The sequence below is a fragment of the Mycobacterium sp. BK086 genome (genome assembly GCA_004362315.1).
GTDB lineage: Bacteria > Actinomycetota > Actinomycetes > Mycobacteriales > Mycobacteriaceae > Mycobacterium.
Genome location: SNWL01000009.1, coordinates 511,388 through 533,171 on the forward strand (window position 1 = coordinate 511,388; position 21,784 = coordinate 533,171).

The 21,784-nt window shown below is 66.5% G+C and carries 22 protein-coding genes and 1 tRNA gene; 10 read left to right on the forward strand and 13 right to left on the reverse strand.

Annotated elements, in window-relative coordinates; genetic code table 11:
* The first annotated feature begins 25 nt into the window (after positions 1 to 25).
* Genes recO through EV580_RS31715 form a run of 3 tightly spaced genes read left to right on the forward strand, consistent with a single transcriptional unit; the run spans position 26 to position 2,109 of the window.
* Positions 26 to 847 carry a DNA repair protein RecO gene (gene recO / locus EV580_RS31705; protein ID WP_133696747.1) on the forward strand — a complete coding sequence of 274 codons (822 nt, stop codon included), beginning with the start codon at positions 26 to 28 and terminating at the stop codon, positions 845 to 847.
* Positions 807 to 1,721 carry a decaprenyl diphosphate synthase gene (locus tag EV580_RS31710; protein ID WP_502703952.1) on the forward strand — a complete coding sequence of 305 codons (915 nt, stop codon included), beginning with the start codon at positions 807 to 809 and terminating at the stop codon, positions 1,719 to 1,721. Before recO ends, EV580_RS31710 begins: the two co-directional genes overlap by 41 nt.
* A 1-nt stretch (position 1,722) precedes the next feature.
* Positions 1,723 to 2,109, forward strand: a complete 387-nt coding sequence (locus EV580_RS31715) for a hypothetical protein (RefSeq protein WP_133696749.1) — start codon at positions 1,723 to 1,725, stop codon at positions 2,107 to 2,109.
* On the opposite strand, the gene EV580_RS31720 is transcribed toward EV580_RS31715, so the two are convergent.
* The 3 genes from EV580_RS31720 to EV580_RS31730 are packed head-to-tail and all read right to left on the reverse strand — an operon-like array spanning position 2,106 to position 3,606.
* Positions 2,106 to 2,888 carry an MBL fold metallo-hydrolase gene (locus EV580_RS31720; protein ID WP_133696751.1) on the reverse strand — a complete coding sequence of 261 codons (783 nt, stop codon included), beginning with the start codon at positions 2,886 to 2,888 and terminating at the stop codon, positions 2,106 to 2,108. The genes EV580_RS31715 and EV580_RS31720 overlap by 4 nt on opposite strands.
* Complete coding sequence (locus EV580_RS31725) at positions 2,885 to 3,286, reverse strand: Fur family transcriptional regulator (protein WP_133696874.1); 402 nt, start codon at positions 3,284 to 3,286, stop codon at positions 2,885 to 2,887. The genes EV580_RS31720 and EV580_RS31725 overlap by 4 nt, the downstream gene beginning before the upstream one ends.
* 14 nt (positions 3,287 to 3,300) lie before the next feature.
* Positions 3,301 to 3,606: an ArsR/SmtB family transcription factor gene (locus EV580_RS31730; RefSeq protein WP_133696753.1), complete on the reverse strand. Its 306-nt coding sequence runs from the start codon at positions 3,604 to 3,606 to the stop codon at positions 3,301 to 3,303.
* A gap of 145 nt (positions 3,607 to 3,751) precedes the next feature.
* On the opposite strand from EV580_RS31730, the gene EV580_RS31735 reads away from it, so the two are divergent.
* Positions 3,752 to 5,134, forward strand: a complete 1,383-nt coding sequence (locus EV580_RS31735; protein WP_133696755.1) for a glycine--tRNA ligase — start codon at positions 3,752 to 3,754, stop codon at positions 5,132 to 5,134.
* On the opposite strand, the gene EV580_RS31740 is transcribed toward EV580_RS31735, so the two are convergent.
* Positions 5,131 to 7,152, reverse strand: coding sequence for a TPM domain-containing protein (locus EV580_RS31740; protein ID WP_133696756.1), 2,022 nt, complete (start codon positions 7,150 to 7,152; stop codon positions 5,131 to 5,133). The two genes, EV580_RS31735 and EV580_RS31740, sit on opposite strands and share 4 nt — an antisense overlap.
* On the opposite strand from EV580_RS31740, the gene EV580_RS31745 reads away from it, so the two are divergent.
* From EV580_RS31745 to EV580_RS31755, 3 genes are read left to right on the forward strand one after another with little or no spacing between them, the layout of a single operon-like run.
* Positions 7,151 to 8,464: a deoxyguanosinetriphosphate triphosphohydrolase gene (locus EV580_RS31745; protein WP_221220310.1), complete on the forward strand. Its 1,314-nt coding sequence runs from the start codon at positions 7,151 to 7,153 to the stop codon at positions 8,462 to 8,464. The genes EV580_RS31740 and EV580_RS31745 overlap by 2 nt on opposite strands.
* 9 nt (positions 8,465 to 8,473) lie before the next feature.
* Positions 8,474 to 10,399: a DNA primase gene (gene dnaG, locus EV580_RS31750; protein WP_133696760.1), complete on the forward strand. Its 1,926-nt coding sequence runs from the start codon at positions 8,474 to 8,476 to the stop codon at positions 10,397 to 10,399.
* 55 nt (positions 10,400 to 10,454) lie between these two features.
* Entirely contained in the window at positions 10,455 to 10,766 is a 312-nt protein-coding gene (locus tag EV580_RS31755; RefSeq protein WP_133696761.1) for a DUF7155 family protein, read from the forward strand.
* A 75-nt stretch (positions 10,767 to 10,841) separates the two neighbouring features.
* Here EV580_RS31755 and EV580_RS31760 read toward each other — a convergent pair whose 3' ends face one another.
* Positions 10,842 to 11,090 (reverse strand): hypothetical protein, encoded by a 249-nt coding sequence (locus EV580_RS31760; RefSeq protein ID WP_133696763.1) that lies wholly within the window; start codon positions 11,088 to 11,090, stop codon positions 10,842 to 10,844.
* Between the two features lie 153 nt (positions 11,091 to 11,243).
* Between EV580_RS31760 and EV580_RS31765 the strand changes: the two genes are divergently transcribed.
* Positions 11,244 to 11,316 (forward strand) — tRNA-Asn (locus EV580_RS31765).
* A 37-nt stretch (positions 11,317 to 11,353) separates the two neighbouring features.
* Here the strand turns inward: EV580_RS31765 and EV580_RS31770 are convergent.
* The 5 genes from EV580_RS31770 to EV580_RS31790 form a co-directional block, all read right to left on the reverse strand.
* A complete protein-coding gene (locus tag EV580_RS31770; RefSeq protein WP_166654968.1) occupies positions 11,354 to 13,309 on the reverse strand; it encodes a beta-propeller fold lactonase family protein in 1,956 nt (651 codons plus the stop codon).
* 611 nt (positions 13,310 to 13,920) lie between these two features.
* Complete coding sequence (locus tag EV580_RS31775; protein ID WP_133696767.1) at positions 13,921 to 14,184, reverse strand: cytochrome C oxidase subunit IV family protein; 264 nt, start codon at positions 14,182 to 14,184, stop codon at positions 13,921 to 13,923.
* Positions 14,184 to 14,765 (reverse strand): cytochrome c oxidase subunit 3 family protein, encoded by a 582-nt coding sequence (locus EV580_RS31780; RefSeq protein WP_133696768.1) that lies wholly within the window; start codon positions 14,763 to 14,765, stop codon positions 14,184 to 14,186. Before EV580_RS31780 ends, EV580_RS31775 begins: the two co-directional genes overlap by 1 nt.
* Entirely contained in the window at positions 14,762 to 15,418 is a 657-nt protein-coding gene (locus EV580_RS31785) for a hypothetical protein (protein WP_133696876.1), read from the reverse strand. Before EV580_RS31785 ends, EV580_RS31780 begins: the two co-directional genes overlap by 4 nt.
* A 98-nt stretch (positions 15,419 to 15,516) precedes the next feature.
* Entirely contained in the window at positions 15,517 to 17,427 is a 1,911-nt protein-coding gene (locus EV580_RS31790; protein ID WP_133696770.1) for an acyl-CoA dehydrogenase family protein, read from the reverse strand.
* A 101-nt stretch (positions 17,428 to 17,528) separates the two neighbouring features.
* Here EV580_RS31790 and EV580_RS31795 point away from each other — a divergent pair, with 101 nt between their 5' ends.
* Together EV580_RS31795 and EV580_RS31800 are read left to right on the forward strand one after the other, a co-directional pair.
* Positions 17,529 to 18,254: a VIT1/CCC1 transporter family protein gene (locus tag EV580_RS31795; RefSeq protein WP_133696771.1), complete on the forward strand. Its 726-nt coding sequence runs from the start codon at positions 17,529 to 17,531 to the stop codon at positions 18,252 to 18,254.
* Positions 18,255 to 18,279: 25 nt separating this feature from the next.
* Positions 18,280 to 19,167, forward strand: coding sequence for a bestrophin family protein (locus EV580_RS31800; RefSeq protein WP_133696773.1), 888 nt, complete (start codon positions 18,280 to 18,282; stop codon positions 19,165 to 19,167).
* A gap of 4 nt (positions 19,168 to 19,171) precedes the next feature.
* On the opposite strand, the gene EV580_RS31805 is transcribed toward EV580_RS31800, so the two are convergent.
* The 3 genes from EV580_RS31805 to EV580_RS31815 are packed head-to-tail and all read right to left on the reverse strand — an operon-like array spanning position 19,172 to position 21,754.
* Positions 19,172 to 20,044, reverse strand: a complete 873-nt coding sequence (locus tag EV580_RS31805; RefSeq protein WP_133696775.1) for a TIGR03619 family F420-dependent LLM class oxidoreductase — start codon at positions 20,042 to 20,044, stop codon at positions 19,172 to 19,174.
* Between the two features lie 28 nt (positions 20,045 to 20,072).
* Positions 20,073 to 21,272: an MFS transporter gene (locus tag EV580_RS31810; RefSeq protein WP_133696776.1), complete on the reverse strand. Its 1,200-nt coding sequence runs from the start codon at positions 21,270 to 21,272 to the stop codon at positions 20,073 to 20,075.
* A gap of 17 nt (positions 21,273 to 21,289) precedes the next feature.
* Positions 21,290 to 21,754 (reverse strand): MarR family winged helix-turn-helix transcriptional regulator, encoded by a 465-nt coding sequence (locus tag EV580_RS31815; protein WP_370581599.1) that lies wholly within the window; start codon positions 21,752 to 21,754, stop codon positions 21,290 to 21,292.
* Positions 21,755 to 21,784 lie beyond the last annotated feature (30 nt).

A 21,784-nucleotide genomic window follows, 5' to 3' on the forward strand; every position in this document is an offset into this window, starting at 1 on the left:
CGCATTGCAGTGGGAAACTTCTCTGATGCGGTTGTATCGGGATCGGGCTGTTGTGCTGCGCCAGCACAAGCTCGGCGAGGCGGACCGCATTGTCACCCTGCTGACCCGTGACCATGGTCTGGTCCGCGCGGTGGCCAAGGGGGTGCGTCGTACCCGCAGCAAGTTCGGCTCCCGGCTGGAGCCGTTCGCGCATATCGACGTCCAGCTGCACCCCGGCCGCAACCTCGACATCGTCACCCAGGTGGTGTCGATCGACGCCTTCGCCACCGACATCGTCAGCGATTACGGCCGCTACACCAGCGCCTGCGCGGTCCTGGAGACCGCCGAGCGGCTCGCCGGTGAGGAGCGCGCCCCGGCGCCGGCACTGCACCGGCTCACGGTCGGTGCGCTGCGCGCGGTGGCCGACGGGACGCGGCCGCGTGAGCTGGTGCTGGACGCCTACCTGCTGCGGGCCATGGGCATCGCCGGCTGGGCGCCGTCGCTGATCGAATGCGCCCGCTGCGCGGCGCCGGGCCCGCATCGCGCGTTCCACATCGCCGCTGGTGGCAGCGTCTGCATGCACTGCAGACCGTCCGGCTCGACCACCCCGCCGCAGGCGGTGCTCGACCTGATGGCCGCGCTGCACGACGGCGACTGGGCGGCGGCCGAGGCGTCGTCGTCGGCGCACCGCAGCCACGCCAGCGGCCTGGTGGCCGCGCACCTGCAGTGGCACCTGGAACGCCAGCTGCGTACCTTGCCGCTGGTGGAGCGTGTCCACCGGCAGCCCACTGACCACGTCAAGGAGATGTTCAGGCAGGATGAGGCCCATGGCAATGAACCGGGTAACCAGCTCGTGGCGGGGGGCTGAGCGCAAGCGGAAAGACCACTTTCCGCAGCTGCCCCCGGCGCCCGACGACTACCCGGTCTTCCCCGACACCTCGGTGTGGCCGGTGGTGTTCCCTGAGCTGCCGCCGGCACCGGGCGGCGGACCGCGCCGTCCACCGCAGCACACCTCCAAGGCCGTGCCGCCGGCGATTCCGGCTGACCAGATGCCCAAGCACGTCGCCGTGGTGATGGATGGCAACGGACGCTGGGCCACCCAGCGCGGCCTTGGTCGCACCGAAGGCCACAAAATGGGCGAGGCGGTGCTGATCGACATCACCTGCGGAGCCATCGAGATCGGCATCCAGCACTTGTCGGTGTACGCGTTCTCCACCGAGAACTGGCGCCGCAGCACCGAAGAGGTGCGGTTCCTGATGGGCTTCAACCGCGAGGTGGTGCGGCGGCGCCGCGAGAACCTGGACGCGATGGGCGTCAACATGCGCTGGGTCGGATCGCGGGCACGCATGTGGCGCAGCGTGATCAAGGAATTCGACATCGCCGAGAACATGACCGTCGGCAATGACGTGATCACGGTCAACTACTGCGTCAACTATGGCGGCCGGGCCGAGATCGCCGAGGCGGCAAAGCAAATCGCCCGCGACGCGAAAGCCGGCCGGGTCGACCCGGAACGGGTGAATGAAGCCACGCTGGCCGAGCACTTACACCGGCCCGACATTCCCGACGTCGATCTGTTCATCAGGACATCGGGGGAGCAGCGGGCGAGCAACTTCATGCTGTGGCAGGCCGCGTACGCCGAATACGTGTTCCAGGACAAGCTTTGGCCCGACTACGACCGGCGGGATCTGTGGGCGGCGTGCGAGGAGTACGCCGAGCGGAACCGGCGCTTCGGCCGGGCCTGACATGGAACTGGCAGCCCGGCTGGCCGAGGAGCTGACGGCCGTTGTGCCCGTCGAGGTGGAATCCGATGGGGCGCTGACGGTCCGTTACGAGGGCACGTTCGCCTCGCTGCGGACGGTCACCATCGCCGAGGACATCGAAATGGTCTCGGTGACACAGGTTCTGGCGTGGGATCTGCCCGTCAACGCCGATCTGCGGAAACGGGTTGCGGCGCAAGCACAGTCGACGATGCTGGGCACCGTGACGTTCATGGAGCAGTCCGGCAAGCGCGGGGATGTGATGCTGCGCTACAACTTTCCCGGCGAGGGCCTGTCCGACGGCGCGCTGCAGACGCTGGTGCTGATGGTGTTGGCCGGCGGGGCCGATGCCCGCCGCGCACTCGTCGACTAGGTGGCGGTGGCCACGGCTTCGGCGAGCAGTGTCGGATCGTGTGCGGAGACCACGAGCAGGTCGGGTTCGCGACGGTTGTAGAGCTCGGCGAGCCGGGCGTGGTTGTCGCGCACCCGTTTCAGATCGAAGGCGATCAGGGTCTCGGACAGTTTGATGGTCAGCGGAACCGGCGTGCCGGTCAGGGTGCCGCGGAAGTAGAACGCGTCGCCGCAGTGCAGGATCCAGCGTGACCCGGTGTCGACGGCGACGCACGCGTGGCCCCGCGTGTGGCCGGGCAGCGACACCAGCGCCAGGCCGGGCGCGATCTCGGTGAGTTCTTTGGCGGCGGCGAACCCGCGCCACTTCTCCCCGTCGGGATCGTGTTCGACGATCTTGGGGCCGTGTGCCCATTGCACGGACCGGAACCGAATCCTCTCCCGCAGGCTCGGCGGCCGCATCGCGCCGAGCGCCTCGGCGGCGGTGACGTGGATCTGGGCATCGGGAAAGTCGGCGATCCCGCCGATGTGGTCGAAGTCGAAGTGCGTGGTGATGATGTGGCGGACGTCGTCGCGGCGGAAGCCGAGACGCTCGACCTGACGAGCCGCGGTCTCCTCGACGTCGAGGACCGGGCTCAGTAGGTGCCGTGACGGTCCGAGACGGGCAGGGTCGGCGCAGTCCTGAAGCCCGAATCCCGCGTCGACGAGTACCAACCCGTTGTCGGTCTCGATCAGCAGCACATGGCAGACCAGGGGCACCTTGGGCGACCCGAGGCTGCCGCAGTTGAGATGGTGGACTTTCATCGGCACTGCCTACAGGTGCCGAACAGCTCGATCGTGTGGCTCACATCCGAAAACCCGTGTTCGGTAGCCACTTCGGCGGCCCAGGCTTCGACTTCGCGTCCGCTGACCTCGACGGCCTTACCGCAGCTACGGCAGACCAGATGGTGGTGGTGGTCGTCGCCTTCGCAGCGCCGGTACATCGATTCCCCGGTGTCGGTGCGCACCATGTCCACCAGATCGGCCGCCGACAGCGATTGCAGCGTCCGGTAGACGGTGGTGAGTCCGATGTTCTCGCCGCGGCGGCGCAGCTCGTCGTGCAACTCCTGGGCCGAACGGAACTCGTCGACGGTGTCGAGCAGCGCGATGATCGCCGCCCGCTGGCGGGTGGCGCGCACCCCTGTCGCGGCGGCGCGCGGCACGATCTCGGCTTCGGTCACGAATGCTCCTCACCGGCGTGACTGACCGCGGCGACGACGATCTCGGCCAGGTGGTCGTCCACCAGGCGGTACATCACCTCGCGCCCGGAGCGTTCGCCGGCCACCACGCCCGCGGCCTTCAGGATCCGCAGGTGCTGGCTGACCAGCGGCTGTGGGACGTCGAGGGCATCGACGAGCTCGTGCACGCAGCGCTGGGACTCGCGCAGTTGCAGGACGATGGCGATGCGCACCGGTGCCGCCAGCGCGCGCAACAGCTCACCGGCGTGTTCCAGAAGGGCGGCGTGATCGGTGGCGGTGGTCATCCAGCACCTCCCACGTTATTGGAAACGATTTCCACTTGACGGCCACTTTTCCATGCACGATCACGCATGTCAAAAGTTGGTTGGGCGGGTCGTTAGGCTGTATGCGCTGTTGCCCATCCCCAGACAACCAAGGAGTGGCACCCTCGTGGCGTCCGTCATCGATTCCGTCGTCAATCTGGCCAAGCGACGTGGTTTGGTCTACCCAGCCGGCGAGATCTACGGCGGCACCAAGTCGGCCTGGGATTACGGGCCGCTGGGCGTCGAGCTCAAGGAGAACATCAAGCGGCAATGGTGGCGGTCGGTGGTGACCGGTCGCGACGACGTCGTCGGCCTGGACTCCTCGATCATCCTGCCGCGCGAGGTGTGGGTGGCCTCCGGTCACGTCGAGGTGTTCAACGATCCGTTGATCGAGTGCCTCAACTGCCACAAGCGTCATCGCCAGGACCATCTGCAAGAGGCCTACGCGGAGAAGAAAGGCATCGCGGACCCCGAGTCGGTCGCGATGACCGAAATCGTCTGCCCCGATTGCGGCACCAAGGGCCAGTGGACCGAGCCGCGCGAATTCAACATGATGCTCAAGACCTACCTCGGGCCGATCGAATCCGAGGAGGGCCTGCACTATCTGCGCCCGGAAACCGCGCAGGGCATCTTCGTGAACTTCGCCAATGTGGTGACGACGTCGCGCAAGAAGCCGCCGTTCGGTATCGGCCAGATCGGCAAGAGCTTCCGCAACGAGATCACCCCGGGCAACTTTATCTTCCGCACCCGCGAGTTCGAGCAGATGGAGATGGAGTTCTTCGTCGAGCCCGATACCGCACCCGAGTGGCACAAGTATTGGATCGAGACGCGGCTGAAGTGGTACACCGATCTCGGCATCAACCCCGAGAACCTGCGGCTCTTCGAACATCCCTTGGAGAAGCTGTCGCACTACTCGGCGGGCACCACCGATATCGAGTACAAGTTCGGCTTTCAGGGCAACCCGTGGGGTGAGCTCGAAGGCATCGCCAACCGCACGGATTTCGATCTCAAGACCCACTCGGAGCATTCGGGCACCGACCTGTCGTTCTACGACCAGGCGGCCGACACCCGCTACATCCCGTACGTCATCGAACCTGCAGCGGGACTTACCCGTTCATTCATGGCGTTCCTCGTGGACGCCTACGCCGAGGATGAGGCCCCGAACGCCAAGGGTGGGGTGGACAAGCGCACGGTGCTGCGGCTGGACCCCCGGCTGGCGCCGGTCAAGGCCGCGGTGCTGCCGCTGTCCCGGCACGCCGATCTCAGCCCGAAGGCCAAGGACTTGGCCGCTGAGTTGCGCAAGTACTGGAACATCGAGTTCGACGACGCCGGCGCGATCGGCCGGCGCTATCGCCGTCAGGACGAGATCGGCACACCGTACTGCGTGACAGTCGATTTCGATTCGCTCGAGGATCATGCGGTCACCGTGCGCGAGCGCGACGAGATGACCCAGGAGCGCATCGGCATCGACTCGGTCGTCGACTACCTGGCGACGCGCCTCAAGGGTTAGAAGCGGCCGCCGCCGCCGAGCATGCCGCCTCCGGAGGATCCACCCGAGGATCCACCGTAGCTGCTCGACGTCCACCCACCGCCGCCGCCGAAGCCACCGCCGAATCCGCCGCGCATGCCGCCGGACAGGATGTTGCCCAGGATGATCCCGCCGATCACCGCGCCCATGTTGGACGAACCGCCAACGCCGCCATAGTGATTCATGTAGGTGCGCTGTGCGGCCTGGACGTCGTTGTTGGCCAGCTGCTGCGCCTGCGCGGCCAGCATCGACGCGCCGTTGGCGTGGGCGATCGCCTCGGAGATATTGGACTTCTGCTTGGCCTGCGCGGCCTCCAATTGGCGCACAGCCTCATTGAGCCGAGTCCGGGCCTCGGGGCCGACGCTGCCGCGGCGGGTGTCGATGTAGTCCGACACCGAGCGCACCCGCGACTGCGCGGTGAACAGTGCCTGGTCGAATGAACGGCCCAGCCGCTCAGCGGTTTCCCGCTCCTCGGCGACACCGGCCAGTAGCCGGTCGAGGTCCGCGTCGGCCTGGGTCAAGTGGGTGAACGCTCCCAACGGGTCTGCGGCCCCGTCCGTTTGGGCGGCGGTCACCGCCGCGACGGCGGCGTCGCGTGCCGTGGTCAGCTCGGCGGTGTTGGTCAGTCCGCCCTGCGTCAACTGGGCCACGGCCTGGTTGATGCCCTGCTGGGTGTCGGCGATCGCCGCGGGCAGGGTGGCGACCGCGCGGCGGATATCGCTGGCCGCGCTGTCTATCGCGTCGAGCATCGAACTGGCTTGCTGTAGCGCCGATTCCGCGGCGCGCACGCAGTCGACCAGTTCGCCTTGCTCCCCGGCGACCGGCTTGGCCACCAACTCGCGGGCCCGGCTGATCGAGTGGTCGGCGAACTCCAGCCGTTCCTTGGCGGCATTCACGTTGCGCGACACCGACACCAGGGCGGATTCGGCGAACTCGCTGTGCAACTGCGTCAAGGTCGTCTGGGCGGGATCGATCCGGGCGCTGACGTCCACCATCTTCTGGGTCAACGTGTCGAGCCGGTCCGGGGCGTTGATGACCAGATCCCGCAGCTGGTGAAACGCTTCGGTCTGGGCATCCAGATCGCGGTTGGCCTGCGCCGCGGCGACCACCACCCGGGTCAGCAGATCGCGGCGCTGGGCCGGTGTTTCGGGAACCGCGTCGTCGAGCTGCTGGCGCACGTTGAACGCCTGCTGCAGCGTGACCTTGGCGTTCTCGACCGACCGGTTGAACCGCTCGGTCTGCTGCTGTCCGAATTCCTCAGCGGCCATGGCCAATTCGTTGGAACTGGTTCGCACGGCGTTGTCGACGTCGACGACGATCGACCGGGACAGCTCGTCGAGGGCATCGAGGGGGACCGAGGCCAGCGCGTTGGGGTCGGTCGGGTCCACCCGCTTGGCGGCCGCGACCTCGGCTTCGTGCCGCTGGTGCTTGCGCCGGCGGCTCCACAACAGCAGCAGTGCGATCGCCAGCCCGATGATCGCCACGATGATCAGCACGGGAACAAATGAGAATCCGCCGGAACTGCTGCTGGCGCCCATTGCGGCCAGCCCGTTGGCGGCCGCGACCGCCGCGCCCGCCCAGTCGTTGGCGTGCAGCGCGGGCTCGATCTTGTCGCGGCGCAGGCTGTCCACCCCCGCGGAGTCGCCGCCCGCCGCCGCCGACGGGACGAGGAAGGCATAGGAGCGCTGTGTGGTGGCGACGGCCAGGATGGCGTCCTGATCACCCAGATCGCTGGTGAGCCGGGTCTCCTCGGTCCAGCCCATCGCGGTCTTGGGTGCGAATGAGTCGACGTAGACCACCCAGAGCCGGATATGGCGGTCGCTGTACAGGGTGTCGACCGCACGCTGCACGCTGGCGAGCTGGCCGTCGCCGAGGGCGCCGGCGTTGTCGGTGACGTAGTCGGGGAGCCGGAATGGTGGCTCGGCCACCGCGGCGGGTGCCACCAGGGTGGCGGCGGTCAGGATGGCCGCGAGCAGGCTGAGCACACGAACGAGGCGCATGAGCGTCAAATGTAGTAGGGCGGGGCTGGCAGACTATGCCTCGGTGACGACGAATCAGCACGGCCACTACGACGAGGCCGACCGTGAGCGGGTGGTGCACGAACCCCCGAAGACTGCCGGGCTACCCGGTACGTCGACGGAGCATCGCACCGATTTCGCCCGCGACCGCGCGCGCGTCCTGCATTGCGCTGCCCTCCGCCGGCTGGCCGACAAGACCCAGGTCGTCGGGCCGCGGGAGAGCGAGAACCCTCGGACCCGGCTGACTCACTCGTTGGAGGTCGCCCAGATCGGGCGGGGGATGGCGGTGCCGCTGGGCTGCGACCCGGACCTGGTGGACATGGCCGGACTGGCCCACGACATCGGTCACCCGCCCTACGGCCACAACGGCGAACGCGCGCTCGACGAGTTCGCGGTGTCGTGCGGCGGCTTCGAGGGCAACGCCCAGAACTTCCGGATCCTGACCCGGATCGAACCGAAAGTGCTTGACGGACAAGGTCGCAGCGTCGGGCTGAATCTGACCCGGGCCGGGCTGGATGCGGTGACCAAGTACCCGTGGTTCCGTGGGGAGCGGGGCCGCAAGTTCGGTTTCTATGCCGATGACCGGGCGCTGGCCGAGTGGGTGCGCGGCGATAAACCGGCGCAGCGTCCGTGCCTGGAGTCCCAGGTGATGGACTGGGCCGACGATGTCGCGTATTCGGTGCACGATGTCGAGGACGGCGTGGTGTCGGGCCGTATCGACCTGCGCGTGCTGGCCGACGACGACGCCGCAGCGGCGCTGGGCCGGCTGGGGGAGTCCAGCGGGGTCAGCGCCGAGGATCTGGAGGCCGCGGCGCACCGGCTGTCCCAGCTGCCGGTGGTGGCCGGCGTCGGCAAGTACGACGGGACCCTCGCGGCGTCGGTTGCACTGAAGCGGCTGACCAGTGAACTGGTCGGCCGGTTCGCCTCGGCCGCCGTGCGCCTGACCCACGAGGTGGCAGGCCCGCAGCCGCTGGTCCGCTACGAGGCGGAATTGCAGGTTCCGGCAACCGTGCGCGCCGAGGTGGCCGTGCTCAAGACGCTCGCGCTGCAATTCATCATGTCCGACCCGGCGCATCTGGAACTGCAGGCCCGGCAGCGCTCACGCATCCACGAGGTCGCGCACTGGCTGCTCGACGGCGCGCCCGCGACGCTCGATCCGGTGTTCGCCCCGGAGTTCAACGCCGCGGCCGACGACGCGGCCCGGATGCGGGTGGTCGTGGATCAGATCGCGTCGTTCACCGAAGGCCGGCTGGAACGCATCGACGCGCACAACGCCGGTGCTCGTGAGTTCTAGACTGTGCCGATGACCGGTGCGGTGAGCGGGGGTGGCGACCGAAAAGGCCGCATCCCCGAACGGGATATCGCCGCCATCCGTGAACAGGTCCGCATCGAAGACGTGGTCGGCGACTACGTCCAGTTGCGCCGCGCGGGCGCCGACTCGATGAAGGGCCTGTGCCCGTTCCACGACGAGAAGTCACCGTCGTTCCACGTGCGGCCCAACCACGGGCACTTCCACTGCTTCGGCTGCGGTGAGGGCGGCGACGTCTACGCCTTCATCCTGAAGATCGAACACGTCAGCTTCGTGGAAGCCGTGGAGATGCTGGCCGACCGGATCGGCTACACGGTGACCTACAGCGGCGGGGGCACCAGTGTGCAGCGCGACCGCGGCAGCCGTAGCCGGCTGACCGCCGCGAACGCTGCCGCGCAGGAGTTCTACGCTGCCGCACTGGAATCCGAGGAAGCCGCACCGGCCCGCCAGTACCTCACCGAGCGCAATTTCGACGCCGCGGCGGCCCGCCAGTTCGGCTGCGGTTTCGCGCCGTCCGGCTGGGATGCGCTCACCAAGCATCTGATCCGAAAGGGCTTCGAGTTCAAGGAACTTGAGGCCGCCGGGCTGTCGCGGGAGGGCCAGCGCGGCCCCATCGACCGTTTCCACCGCAGGCTGCTGTGGCCGATCCGCAGCGCCAGCGGCGAGACCGTCGGCTTCGGCGCACGCCGGATCTTCCCCGACGACCGGATCGAAGCCAAGTACGTCAACACCCCAGAGACGGTGCTGTACAAGAAGTCCAACGTCTTGTTCGGCATCGACCTGGCCAAGCGCGATATCGCCAAGGGGCATCAGGCGGTCGTCGTCGAGGGCTACACCGACGTGATGGCCATGCACCTGGCCGGGGTGACCACCGCGGTTGCGTCCTGCGGGACCGCCTTCGGCGACGAGCACCTCTCGATGCTGCGGCGATTGATGATGGACGACAAGTTCTTTCGCGGCGAGCTGATCTACGTCTTCGACGGCGACGCCGCCGGACGGGCGGCCGCGCTCAAGGCGTTCGCGGGCGAGCAGAACCTCGCGGGTCAGAGTTTCGTCGCTGTCGCCGCCGACGGGATGGACCCGTGCGACCTTCGGCTCGCGCAGGGCGACGGCGCGCTGCGCGATCTGGTGGCCCGGCGTACCCCGTTGTTCGAGTTCGCGATCCGCACCGCGCTGGCCGAGCACGACCTGGACGCGGCCGAAGGACGGGTGGCGGCTTTGCGGCGCTGCGTGCCGATGGTCGCTCAGATCAAGGATCCGACGCTGCGCGACGAGTACGCGCGTCAGCTGGCCGGCTGGGTCGGCTGGGATGACGTCGCGCAGGTGATCGCGCGGGTCCGTGAAGAGGCCGGGCACAAGCCCGGGGCCCGCGGTGACAACCGTCGTGCCGCGCCCAAGGCGGCGCCCGCAGACGGCGCGCGCCGGCCCGATCCGCGCGATCCGACGTTGTGGCCGCAGCGCGAAGCACTCAAGGCCGCGCTGCAGTACCCGGCGCTGGCCGGGCCGGTCTTCGACTCGCTGACCGTGGAGAGCTTCACTCACCCGGGGTACGCCGCGGTGCGGACCGCGATCGAGACGGCGGGCGGGACGTCGTCGGGGGTGACCGGCGCCGACTGGATCGACAAGGTGCGCGCGCAGACCGGGGCGACGGCGACGGCCGGCCTGATCACCGAACTCGGGGTCGAGGGCATCCGGGTCGAGGACGAAGAGAAGATGCCCCGTTACATCGGGGGTGTGCTGGCCCGGCTGCAGGAAGTCTGGGTGGGCCGGCAGGTCGCCGAGGTCAAGTCCAAGCTGCAGCGGATGTCGCCGGTGGAGCAGGGAGACGAATATCACGCGCTGTTCGGCGACCTGGTGGCACTGGAGGCGTATCGGCGCAGCCTGCTGGAACAGGCCAGCGGCGACGACCTCACTGCGTGATGGCTCCGGGCACGTTATGGTTAACGAACTGCCTGTCCCCGGCGAAAGGTCAGATATGACTTCCGCGAACACCCGTGCCCGGCGTATCGCCGCTGCTGGCGCGATTGCTGTGGCTGCGGCCGCGGTGCCGGCTCTGGCTGAGATCACGGCTCCGACCGCGTCGGCCTCCCCGGGCGGCACCTGCCTGGCCTGGTTCGGCTCCCGTGGCGACGGCCAGTGCCTGAGCTACTCGAACAACAACGTCAGCGTCGGCACCCCGCAGTTCGGTGTCTACGGCCCCGACGCCGGCTCGATGCCCGGTGGCGGTATCGGCGTGACCACCGGCCCGCTGCTGCCGGGTCAGACCATCAGCATTCCGCTGGGCTAATTTCTCCCCGGTCGAGATCGACCTGAGGGCTGCATTTTCGCGTGATTGACGACCGTGAGGTCGATGTCGTCGTGCCTATTTCTCCGAAGCCTGCGGTTCCACCACGGTGGTCTGCGCGTCGATCTCGGTCAGCGTGACCATCTTCGGATCGGGGTCGGGTGAGACCCGGTCGGCGAGCTTGCGGCGTCCGGCGTCGATGACGGTCTTGGTGGCGGGATTACCGGTCAGCGCTTTGTAGGTGCCGACGATCTGCTCATAGCGCTTACGGCCGGCCTTGGTGCCCAACACGTAGCCCACTCCAAGTGCCGCGAGAAACCGGATCACTGCGCTCCCTCCATCGAAACCCCGCCCCACCATCCTGCCTGACGCGGCGAGGGTTGGCGCCCGCCCACCGGTTTGGCGTCGAGGGTGCCCAGTAAGCTAGAGTCACTCTCCGGCCCGCATCAGCGCAACTGCGCTTGCGCGGGAAGCAGATAGTCCCCTGTAGCTCAACTGGCAGAGCTTCCGACTGTTAATCGGACGGTTGATGGTTCGAGTCCATCCGGGGGAGCAGGATTTTCATCTGATCCCTCTCGGGAGGGAACCGTCTACTTCCAGGATTGGCTGACGGTTCCCTTGTATTGCAGGACCGCGGACCTCAGGGCCGAGTAGGCCGGGACGCTGCCGCCCTTCGCCACGTTGTCGAAGGCTTTCGCCGCATCGATGTACGTGGCCTTGTCACCGTGCATCTGCCACGCCCAGAACGGGTTGTACCACCACTGGTCTGCGTAGCGCTTGTACGTAGACGTGACGACCCCGTAGGTCAGGTTTCTGGTCTCGTGCTGACCCGTTTGGGGTTGCTTGGTGAAGTCATGGACCACCGGATCCGCGTATGCCCCGATATCGATTTGCGGGTATTCGGTCGGGGGCCCGGAGATCAACGGTGCGGCATACAAGACGACCGCCGTCACGTTGAGCCCCAACTTCTGGGCCACGTTCTGGGCGTCGAGTCCGCCCTGGCTGTATCCCACGAGCATCACCGGTGCGGTCGGATCTCCGCCGGCGGCGGTGAGAGCCCTCGCAATGACATTCCATTGATTCGGCTTCACCACGCCGTTGTACGACGGGAGGTTGTTCGCCAGCGTTGCCTGGCGCGGGTCCAGCGATGTGGGAATCGTGCCGCCGAAATAGATGACGTAGCGAATGCCGTCCGACGCGTCGATCTTGTCGATCCAGATGCTGTTCGGTGCTGTGCCCGTCTTGTCCCTCAGCCGGTCGTACAACGCAGCAGTCGTGGTGGGTGACTGAGGCTTCTGAACCGGTGGCGCGACCGCCTGCCTGACTGCGAAGAGCGAGTTAGTAATCGCATTGGCCGCCCGTGAGAACGTCGTCTGAACCAGCGAGACGACACCGCGCCACACTTCCAGTGGCGTGGGTGTCGTCCGTCCCGACGGGAATTCGGCTTCCCCGAAGGGCCCCAACTCGGCCGGGCTGACAATGCCCGGAATATGGAACGATAGCGGCACCGACGGGTCGATCACCGCGACAGTGCCAGCGGTGCCAACGTTGTTGACGGCGTACACCATTCCACTTGGCGCGACGATCATCTCGTTGACCCAGGCGGTCCCTCCCACGACAATCGGATCGGTGATGGTGCCGTTGAGAGTGTCGATCACTTGGACGGTGCCGAAAGACAGGCCGTTATAGAAAAGACCACCCACGTAGAGATAGCGGCCGTCAGCACTGACCGCAGTGATGTGAGGAGTGACCCGGGCGCTCCAATCAGCGCCCCAGACACCGCCGGTCGTAATGGATTTGACGGCTCCGGTTGTGGTGTCGACCACCGTGACGTGCCCAAGCGTGTCGTTGGGGAGATAGATATAACGTCCGTCCGGGCTGACGGTGAATGTGCCGGCGATCCTGCTGGTGTCGGGAATCGCGATTGTGTTGGCCAGCAAGGTGTTTGAAGCCGAGTCGATGATTCTGATTGCTACGCCGCGGTCAGAGACGTAGACGCGAGCGCCGTCGGGACTGATCACCAGTTCGGTCGCGCCCGCCACCGATATCGTCTTGCTGATCGTGTTGGTGGCGGTATCCAGTGCGAAAACACTGTTGCTCTCTTGGCTAGTGACGTAGAGAGTCTTGCCGTCGGGTGTCACGCGGAGATCGATGGGGTCTGGCACCGTGATCGGTGTGCCGACAACCGAATTGGCGCTGGTATCGATGACCGATATCGAGTTGGCGTCCTCGTCCGTGACGTAGATGTAGCGGCCGTTGGGCGTCATCGCGATGACTGGCGCTCGACCGGCGTTGGTGCCGGTGATGATCGGCGCGCCTGCCGTTCTGGTCGCAGTGTCAATCGCGACCACCGCCATGTGCGCGTTGTCCAGTGTCGTACCAGATACATAGACGCGCTGGCTGTCTGGGGTCACCACACTGAATATGGCTTGCACGCCCGTCGCGATCGGGTCACCCACGATCGTATTTGTGGCCGTGTCGATGACCGATACCGTGCCGCTCGAATAATTCGCGACAAAGATGAATTTTCCGTCGGGGGTGGCCACCGCCGTCTCGGGATCCCCGTCGATCGGGATCGTCGCGACGACCGGGTTTGCAACGTCGGCGGCAGGCCGAGGTCCGGCGCTGGCCACGGCGCTCGCAGGCTTGACCCGTCCGACCGTCGCCACGGCGGGCACACCGCCGCTGAGCGCGTCGTGCAACTCGCGACCCGCCAAGGCCAGGACGTCAGGCAGAAGCGCAGCGCGTACCGGGGCTGCCGGCAGTTTGAGAGCCACACGGCGGGATGCGATCAGTGTTGGGTGAGGCGGGCGCTTTGGCGCCACCCGGGCAGGGCCGGCGCTTCCCTTGGTCGCTTGCCTGGTTGTGCTCGTCGACTTGTCCGACTGGCCAGTACCCGTACCAGTGTCGGCGTCCGCGGAGGCGACCCCCGCGCCGCTGGCCAACGCGGCTCCGATCCCGAGTGTGAGCGTCCCGGCACCCAGCCACACGCGATTGCCATGCTTCATGAACAGAAACTCCCCCGAGTAGGCAGATCCAGCAAATTTGACCTCGTCGGCAATTCAATCACGTGCAGGCGATAGCCGCCGGAGGCTTCGCCAGAGCTACCCGCTGCAGCCACACTTTTTCGCGGGTTTGGAGCGGACACGGTCAGCTGTCACAGCCAGAGATAAAGCCCCGACAGCAGCGCCCACAACGCCACGCAGTACACCTCGAAGATCGCCCGCAAGGGGATCGGGGCGTGCCGCAGTTCCATGAAATCCAGGCCCACCAGCCGCACCTTGAACGCGGCGATCGCCAGTACGCCGACCGCGATCAGTGACCCGGTGCCGTGATCGGCACCCAAGACGAACGACGCCAGCGTCAAGACCACCAGGATCAGCCAGCTCACGCCGGCGCGGTTACGCATCAAGGTCAACATCAGCTCACCAAGTACAGGAGTGGGAACAGGACGATCCACAGCAGGTCGACCAGATGCCAGAAGCAGCCGCCGCCCTCGATGACCGCGAGCCGGTTGGCCGACAGCTCGATGCGCCGCGTCTGGGTGAGCATCAGCACCAGCACCAGGATCCCGATGCAGACGTGCAGCAGGTGCAGCCCGGTCAGGATGAAGTAGTACAGGTAGAAGTGGTTGGCGCCCGGCCCGTGTCCGGCGGTGCCCAGCAGGATGTACTCGGTGACCTTCAGCGCCACGAACACCACGCCGCAGCCTGCCGCGATCACCAGCGCCCTGGCCGCAATGGGACGTTGGCCGGTCCGGATGGCGCCCATCGCGGCCACCACGAACAGCGAACTGGTCAGCAGCACCAACGTGTTGACCAGGCCGATGTTGACGTGCAGAGTCTTGCGTGCCGCGTCGAAAACCTCTGGTGCCTTGGATCTTTCGACCATGAACGTGGCGAAGAACACCGCGAACACCAGCATGTCGCCGAACAGGAATACCCAGGTGCCCTGTTCGCCGGGGATGCGGCGGCTGACGGCGGAAGTCGAACCCGCCGTCATTGCGCTTCGGCGCGCTGCTGAGCCTTGATGCCCCGGTTCAGCACGTACGTCGTCGAGAACAGCCAGATCGTCAGCGCTGCGCCGGGAATGTAGAACGCGAACACCCCGTGCCAGGCCAGCGGTCCGTCGTTGAACACCACGACCACGCACCCGGGCAGCGACAGCAGTGCCACCCACAGATTGAGGTAGCCGTACCAGCGCGGGAACGTCTGCGGCTCGGTCTTGTCGATGAACGACGCGATCGCCAGCGTGATGTTCTGCACGATGATCGTTCCGACGATGCCGATGAACATCAGCCAGAAGACGTCGTTGAGCGCTTGGGTGATGTCGGGTGGCCTGCTCTCGGGGCGAAACGCCGCGGCCGCCATGATCAGGAACGGAAACAGCAGGGCGGGAACGAAAATCGTGGCGGCGAACAGCTGCGTGATCGACAGCATGCCCCACTGGCCTTCGATCCGCCGGATGCGCAGCACGATGGTGGCCAGGAACGGGAGGGCGATCACCGACGTCAACAGACACCCCGCGACGCCGATCCGGATCCAGATCTTGTGGTCGACGTAAAACTCGGCGATCTCCTCGGGCGAGGCAACGGGCGACAGCGGCGGGAACATCCGCGCTATCCCCGAAAGGCTCGTTCCGTACAGAATGATCATGATCGTCCCGCACCACGCACCGATGCGTTGCAGCGTCAATTCCACGGCGGCGACGTTACCGGGTCACCCCTGATGTTTTGTCAAAATTGTCAAAACGCCTAGTCGATGTTCTCCGGGTGCAGCATCTCGGCGTAGCGCAGTTGCTCGGGCACCCCGAAACCGTCGACCAGCAATTCGGCGTGCGGCCGCAAGGCGCGGCACCGTTCGTTGATGCCGCGGGTGACGGCCTTGGCCCGCTCGGTGGACAGGAAGCGGTGCTCGATGAACCACGCCTTGTCGTCCTCGATCACCGACAGCGCGTACACATCGCACACCAGACCCAGAATCTCGCGGGCTTCCTCGTCCTCGCAGGCGTCGATGCCGGCGACGAACGCCTCGAGCACGATCCGGTCGATGTGCGCCTGTGCGGTGTGCAGCACGTGATCCTGCACGGCATTGAACGCGTCGAACGCTGACATCTCCTTGGACTTGCTCTGCAGACGGCGCGCCACCGAGGCGAGCAGATACTCCTCGCGGTCCTCGAACATCTTGACCTGGGTGCCGCGGTTGAAGAGGCTGCCTTCCTCCTCGCTGTCCTGGCGCGCGTCGATGATCCTCTGCATGATCGTCTCGGCCGCAGTCCTTTTCAGCACCCGATCGCCGGCGAAGTTGGCGGCGAAGCGAACCCATTCCACCGGGCTCATGCCCTTGATGTCGTCGGCGTAGGCGGTCAGCAGTTCCTTGGCCACCAGCTGAGTCAGCACATGGTTGTCGCCCTCGAAGGTGGTGAACACGTCTGTGTCGGCGCGCAGTGCGATCAGCCGGTTCTCGGCGAGATAGCCTGCGCCGCCGCAGGCTTCGCGAGCCTCCTGGATCGCGGCGCTGGCGTGCCAGGTGTTGGCCGCCTTCAGCCCAGCGGCGCGTGATTCCAGCTCACGCTGTTCCTCGGTGTCGGTGGTGTCCGAGGTCTGCACATCGTGCAGCTTGGCCACCAGCTCGTTCTGGGCGAACTGCAGCGCATACGAGCGGGCGATCAGCGGGAACAGCCGGCGCTGATGCACCAGGTAATCCATGATCAGCACCTCGTCGCCGTCCGGGGCGCTGAATTGCTTGCGCTGCAAGGCATATCGAACGGCGATGTCGAGTGCCACCCGCGCCGCGGCGGCCGCACTGCCGCCGACGGTGACCCGCCCCCGGATCAGGGTGCCCAGCATGGTGAAGAACCGCCGGTTCGGGTTCTCGATCGGCGAGGAGTAGGTGCCGTCCTCGGCGACGTCGGCGTACTTGTTGAGCAGGTTCTCCCGCGGAATCCGGACGTTGTCGAACATGATGCGGCCGTTGTCGACACCGGGCAGGCCACCCTTGTACAGACAGTCCGAGGTGGTGACACCCGGCAGGTCGTTGCCGTCGTCATCGCGTAGCGGCACCACGAAGCAGTGCACCCCGTGCGATTCGCCGCCGGTGATCAGCTGAGCGAAAACCGCTGACACCCGCGCTGTTTCGGCGGCACCGCCGATGTAGTCCTTGCGCGACGTCGGGGTGGGGGAGTTGATCACGAACTCTTGAGTCGCCGGATCGTAGGTGGCCGTGGTCTCCAGGGACTGCACATCACTGCCGTGCCCGGTCTCGGTCATCCCGAAGCAGCCGACCAGATCCAGGTCGATGATGCGCTGGACGTAGGCCTTGTGGTGGCGTTCGGTGCCCAGGTTCTCGATGGCACCGCCGAACAGACCCCACTGCACCCCGGCTTTCACCATCAGCGACAGGTCGGACATCGCCAGCATCTCGATGCGGACGACCGCCGCACCCACGTCGCCGTTGCCACCGTGCTCTTTGCGGAAACCATCTTCGGCGGCGCCCTTGGCCGCCATGATCTTCAGCTGCTCAGCCACCTTCGCCCGCGCGATCGCGGTGTTGGGCGTGTAGTGCGGCCGGAATACCTCGGTGGACAATTCGGCGCGTACGGCGTTCTTGACGTCACGCCAGCGGCCGTCGAGGGCGTTACGCAAATGCTCCGCAGTGGTGGTCATCCCCCGAAAGTATCCCCGGGGACCTTTCCATAAACGCGGTTGTGGCAAACACAGGCAAACCTGAGTGGGTGTGAGCCGACGGGCGGGCGTTCAATGGCGCGATGGCGGAGTCCGACGGGGACCATAGACCGCAGTTGCCGCACGACATCGACCACTCCCACGCCGACGTCAGCGGTGGCTGGCTGCGTGCGGCGACGTTCGGTGCGATGGATGGATTGGTCAGTAATTCGGCGCTGATCGCCGGGGTCGCGGCGGGAGCCGGTGCGCACACCGTGGTGCTCAGCGGCGTGGCCGGGCTGCTCGCCGGTGCGTTCTCGATGGCGCTGGGCGAATATACGTCCGTCACGACGGCCAACGAGCAGATCGACTCCGAGGTTCGCGTCGAACGCCGCTCGTTCAAGCGTCATCCCCAGGCCGAACGGATCGAGCTGGTGGCGATGCTGATGGAGATGGGCATGACGGAGGTGACCGCCCGAACGGCCACCGACGAGATCCACCGTGACGAGGACCGCGCGGTGAACTTCCATCTCGTCCAGGAGCTGGGCGTGGATCCGCGGGAGAAGCCGTCGCCGGTGCTGGCCGCGGTGTCGTCGTTCCTGATGTTCGCGCTGGGCGCGGTCATTCCGCTGCTGCCGTATCTCCTTGGGTCGCACTCGCTGTGGGCCGGTCTGGCGTGCAGCGCGGTCGGGCTGCTGGTCGCCGGAGCGGTGGCCGCCAAGTTCACCAAGGGCTCGACGTGGTTCGGGGCCGGACGACAGCTCGCCTTCGGGGCCGTCGCGATCGCCGCGACGTATGCGGTGGGAAATCTCGTCGAAGCCGTTCTCTGAGGCGGTCAGGTAATACGCTGGCGCGGTGATTCGCAGCGTCGGGAAGCTCGGCCCGCTCAAGGTGACGGGCCTGGTGTGGTGGCAGATGCGGTGGGATCTGCTGGCGATCATCGTGGTGGCCGCGATCCTGATCCCGATTCCCGATCCCACCCAGATCGACTACGCCTCGGCTGTGCTGTCCGTGCTCGGTATCGGTGCCTCGGTGTTCATCGGCTTCCGCAACACCACTGCCTACAACCGGTGGTGGGAGGCCCGGACGTTGTGGGGCAACGTCATCATCAATTCCCGGGCCACCCACAACACCCTGTGCTCGGTGGACTCCGGAACTCCGCAGATGGCCGCCGTTCTGGATCGCATGCGGCGCCGTCAGGTCCGCTACGCCTGGCAGCTCGCCGCGGACCTACGCGGAATTCCGGCACTGCCCGGGGTCCGCGAGCTGACGCCGGAAGACCCCGATGACGCCAGCGCCGTCGACTTGATGACCGACCAGGCCATCGACATCCAGAAGCTCTCCGCCGACGGCCTGATCGACAATCAGGCCCGCGTGATGCTTATGAGCGTCAATACCGCACTGGTGACGGCCCAGAGCGGTCTGGAACGCATTCGCAACGAGCCGATCCCGCTGCAGTACGAGATCTTCATCCGCGCGCTGGCCTGGTTTTTCGCGATCATGGCGTTCAGCCGGCTCGATGGTTCGTCGCACCCGTTCGCCGGTGTGATCATCGGCCTGCTGCTGATGACCGTGTTCATCGGTGCCGAACGGCTCGGGCATTTCATCGAGCAGCCGATGAGCAACGGGATCTTCGACATCGCGATGTACCGGTTCTGCAGCGTAATCACCGGCAACCTGTTGGGTGCCGGCCATCCGCTGGCTCAGCCCAGGGAAGGACCGAAGGCCACGATCTGGATGTGAGTGCTCAACGGCACTTGGCGACAACGGTTTCGGCGAACTTCTCGATCGGCGCGCGGTAGCGCTCGACGTCGGTGCCGGTCGCCACGCCTGCGTCGGTCATCCACGGCGCACACATCACCGCCGTGATGCCGATGTCCTCGGCCCGCTTGTAGAGATCTGGTGACGGGGGATCGATGAGCGCCAGCATGATCTCGAAAGGTTCGTCCGCGCGGCCGAATTCGCAGCGCAACACATCCAGCTTGGTGACGTATTCCGCGGCGCCGTCGAGCGTGTACGCGGTGCCGATCCAGCCGTCGCACAACGATGCGGCGCGGCGCAGCGCCGCCTCGGATTCGCCGCCGCACAGGATCGGCACCGGAGCTGGGGGATGAGGTTCGATCATCATCTCGGGCACCTGGTAGTGCTCGCCGCTCCACGACACCCAGCCGCCCTGCCACAGCGCCCGCAGTGCGGGGATCATCTCGTCGAGGCGTCTGCCGCGATTGCTGAACTCCTGGCCCAACAGCTCGTATTCCTCACGCATCCAACCGATTCCGACGCCCAGCGAGACGCGCCCCTCGGATATCGACGCCGCCGTCGCCACCTGTTTGGCGACCTCGATCAGGGGGCGAGCCGGCGCGACGTAGACGGCGTTGGAGAACCGCAGCTGAGTGGTCACCGCGGCCATCGCCCCGGTCATCACCCAGGTGTCCGGCCACGCGGTCTCCGGTTCCCAGCCCGGCTTGCCCGACGGCGAGGGATACGGCGAGCGCAGATCCCGCGGGTAGATCAGGTGATCGGCGCAGATCATGCCGTGATAGCCGGCCTCGTCGACCATGCGCGCCACCGCGATGGATTCGGACGTCTTCATGAACGGGGTGCCGCACCAGAACTGCATCGTTCTCCTCGGGGTCGGCCCCCGGGTGTCAGCTATCGCTGCCGACGGTCACCGCGGTGGCCTGCTCGAGCTCATCATGCTCTGTGTCAATAGCGCTCAGATGCCGGCTCGTCAACGCCAGCACACCGGCGCCGGCCAGCACCGCACCCGCACCCACCCAGAACGGCAGGTGCACACTGACCCGCTCACCGAGAACACCTGCCAGCCAGGGTGCGACAGCAGCGCCACCGAAGCGCATGAAGCTGTAGGCCGCCGAGGCCACCCCACGTTCGACAGGCGCCGCCTTCATCACGGTCTCGGTGATCAGGGTGTTGTTGATGCCGATGAACAGACCCGCCACCACCACGCACGCCGCGAGGACGGCCTTGTTGTCGGTGGCCACGGCCATCACCACCATCAGCGCCGAAAAGCACAGCAGGTTGATCACCAGCACGCGCACCGTGCCGAACCGGTGCTGCAGGCGCGGCGCGACAACCACCGAGGTGAACGCCAGGCACAGGCCCCAGCCGAAGAAGATCAGGCCGATCTCGTGGGCGCCCATGTCGAGCGGGAACGGTGTGAACGCCAGCAGCGTGAAGAACCCAAAGTTGTACAGCAGAGCCGTGATTGCGACGCCGAGCAGTCCCCGGTGCCGCAGCGCGCGGAACGGGTCGGCCAATGTCGTCGTGCGTTGTGGGCGTGGCGTTTCCGGCAGCAGCAGCGCGGTCACCACCAGTGCGACGGCCATGAGTGCTGACACCCCGAAAAACGGCCCGCGCCAAGAGATTCCGCCCAGCACGCCGCCGACCAGCGGGCCGACGGCGATGCCAAGTCCCAGTGCCGCCTCGTAGAGGATGATCGCCTGGGCCACCGAGCCGCGCGCGGAGTTGACGATGGTGGCCAGGGCTGTCGCGATGAACAGCGCGTTGCCCAGGCCCCACAGTGCGCGCCAGCCGACGATGCCCATCACGGTGTCGCTCATGCCGGCCAGTCCGGCGCCGGCGATGATGATCACCAGGCCAACCAGCAGTGTGCGTTTCGGTCCGATGCGGCTGGACACCACACCGGTGATCAGCATCGCCACGCCCATCACCGCCATGTAGCTGGTGAACAGCAGCGACACCTGTGATGGTGTGGCATTGAGATTGTCGGCGATGGGTTTCAGGATCGGGTCGACGAGCCCGATGCCCATGAACGCGACGACGGATGCGAACGCGACGGCCCAGACCGCCTTGGGTTGACGCCACATGAGTGGCTCACTCCTCACTACTTCGGTGACGTGTCGAGGTCGTCGAGCAGGCGATGCAATGCTCCGACGGCGGTCGACAGAATTTCGCGGTCCTCGTCGGACAGCCGCGCGATGCGCGGGTCGATGACCGCGGCGCGGTCGGCACGGACCTGAGCCAGGATCGTCTGGCCCTTGGGGGTGATGCGGATGCGGACGGCACGCGCATCGTCGGGATCGGGGGTGCGGGCCACCAGGCCGGCGTCCTCCAGGCGGCGGACCTGAGTGGTCATCGTCGGCTGAGAGCAGTGGTCGAGTTCGGCCAGGTCCGAGATCCGGGCTTCGCCCTGATCGTCGATGGTGCCCAGCAGCCGGGCCTGCGCCCAGGGCAGCGGGAGCCGGATGCGCTGAGTGGCCAGCCGGTTGAGCCGTGCGATGACGCCGAGCAGCTCGGAGCCCAGCGCGGGTGAGGCGCCGGGGAGTTCCTGGGTGGGCGTCGGACTCATATGTCCCATAATTACATAGAAATACTATGT

Excerpts from the sequence above, each read along its gene's own strand:
- EV580_RS31720 (WP_133696751.1), bottom strand. The coding sequence starts at position 2,888 with ATGAAAGTCCACCATCTCAACTGCGGCAGCCTCGGGTCGCCCAAGGTG.
- EV580_RS31740 (WP_133696756.1), bottom strand. The coding sequence starts at position 7,152 with ATGCGCCTCGTTCGTGTGCTCAGCCTGCTCGCGGCCATCCTGACCGCC.
- dnaG (WP_133696760.1), top strand. The coding sequence starts at position 8,474 with ATGACCGGTGCGGTGAGCGGGGGTGGCGACCGAAAAGGCCGCATCCCC.
- EV580_RS31775 (WP_133696767.1), bottom strand. The coding sequence starts at position 14,184 with ATGTTGACCTTGATGCGTAACCGCGCCGGCGTGAGCTGGCTGATCCTG.
- EV580_RS31710 (WP_502703952.1), top strand. The coding sequence starts at position 807 with ATGGCAATGAACCGGGTAACCAGCTCGTGGCGGGGGGCTGAGCGCAAG.
- EV580_RS31755 (WP_133696761.1), top strand. The coding sequence starts at position 10,455 with ATGACTTCCGCGAACACCCGTGCCCGGCGTATCGCCGCTGCTGGCGCG.
- EV580_RS31805 (WP_133696775.1), bottom strand. The coding sequence starts at position 20,044 with ATGCAGTTCTGGTGCGGCACCCCGTTCATGAAGACGTCCGAATCCATC.
- EV580_RS31815 (WP_370581599.1), bottom strand. The coding sequence starts at position 21,754 with ATGAGTCCGACGCCCACCCAGGAACTCCCCGGCGCCTCACCCGCGCTG.
- EV580_RS31785 (WP_133696876.1), bottom strand. The coding sequence starts at position 15,418 with ATGATCATTCTGTACGGAACGAGCCTTTCGGGGATAGCGCGGATGTTC.
- EV580_RS31780 (WP_133696768.1), bottom strand. The coding sequence starts at position 14,765 with ATGACGGCGGGTTCGACTTCCGCCGTCAGCCGCCGCATCCCCGGCGAA.
- EV580_RS31795 (WP_133696771.1), top strand. The coding sequence starts at position 17,529 with ATGGCGGAGTCCGACGGGGACCATAGACCGCAGTTGCCGCACGACATC.
- EV580_RS31745 (WP_221220310.1), top strand. The coding sequence starts at position 7,151 with ATGAGCGTCAAATGTAGTAGGGCGGGGCTGGCAGACTATGCCTCGGTG.
- EV580_RS31715 (WP_133696749.1), top strand. The coding sequence starts at position 1,723 with ATGGAACTGGCAGCCCGGCTGGCCGAGGAGCTGACGGCCGTTGTGCCC.
- EV580_RS31730 (WP_133696753.1), bottom strand. The coding sequence starts at position 3,606 with ATGACCACCGCCACCGATCACGCCGCCCTTCTGGAACACGCCGGTGAG.
- recO (WP_133696747.1), top strand. The coding sequence starts at position 26 with ATGCGGTTGTATCGGGATCGGGCTGTTGTGCTGCGCCAGCACAAGCTC.
- EV580_RS31790 (WP_133696770.1), bottom strand. The coding sequence starts at position 17,427 with ATGACCACCACTGCGGAGCATTTGCGTAACGCCCTCGACGGCCGCTGG.
- EV580_RS31810 (WP_133696776.1), bottom strand. The coding sequence starts at position 21,272 with ATGTGGCGTCAACCCAAGGCGGTCTGGGCCGTCGCGTTCGCATCCGTC.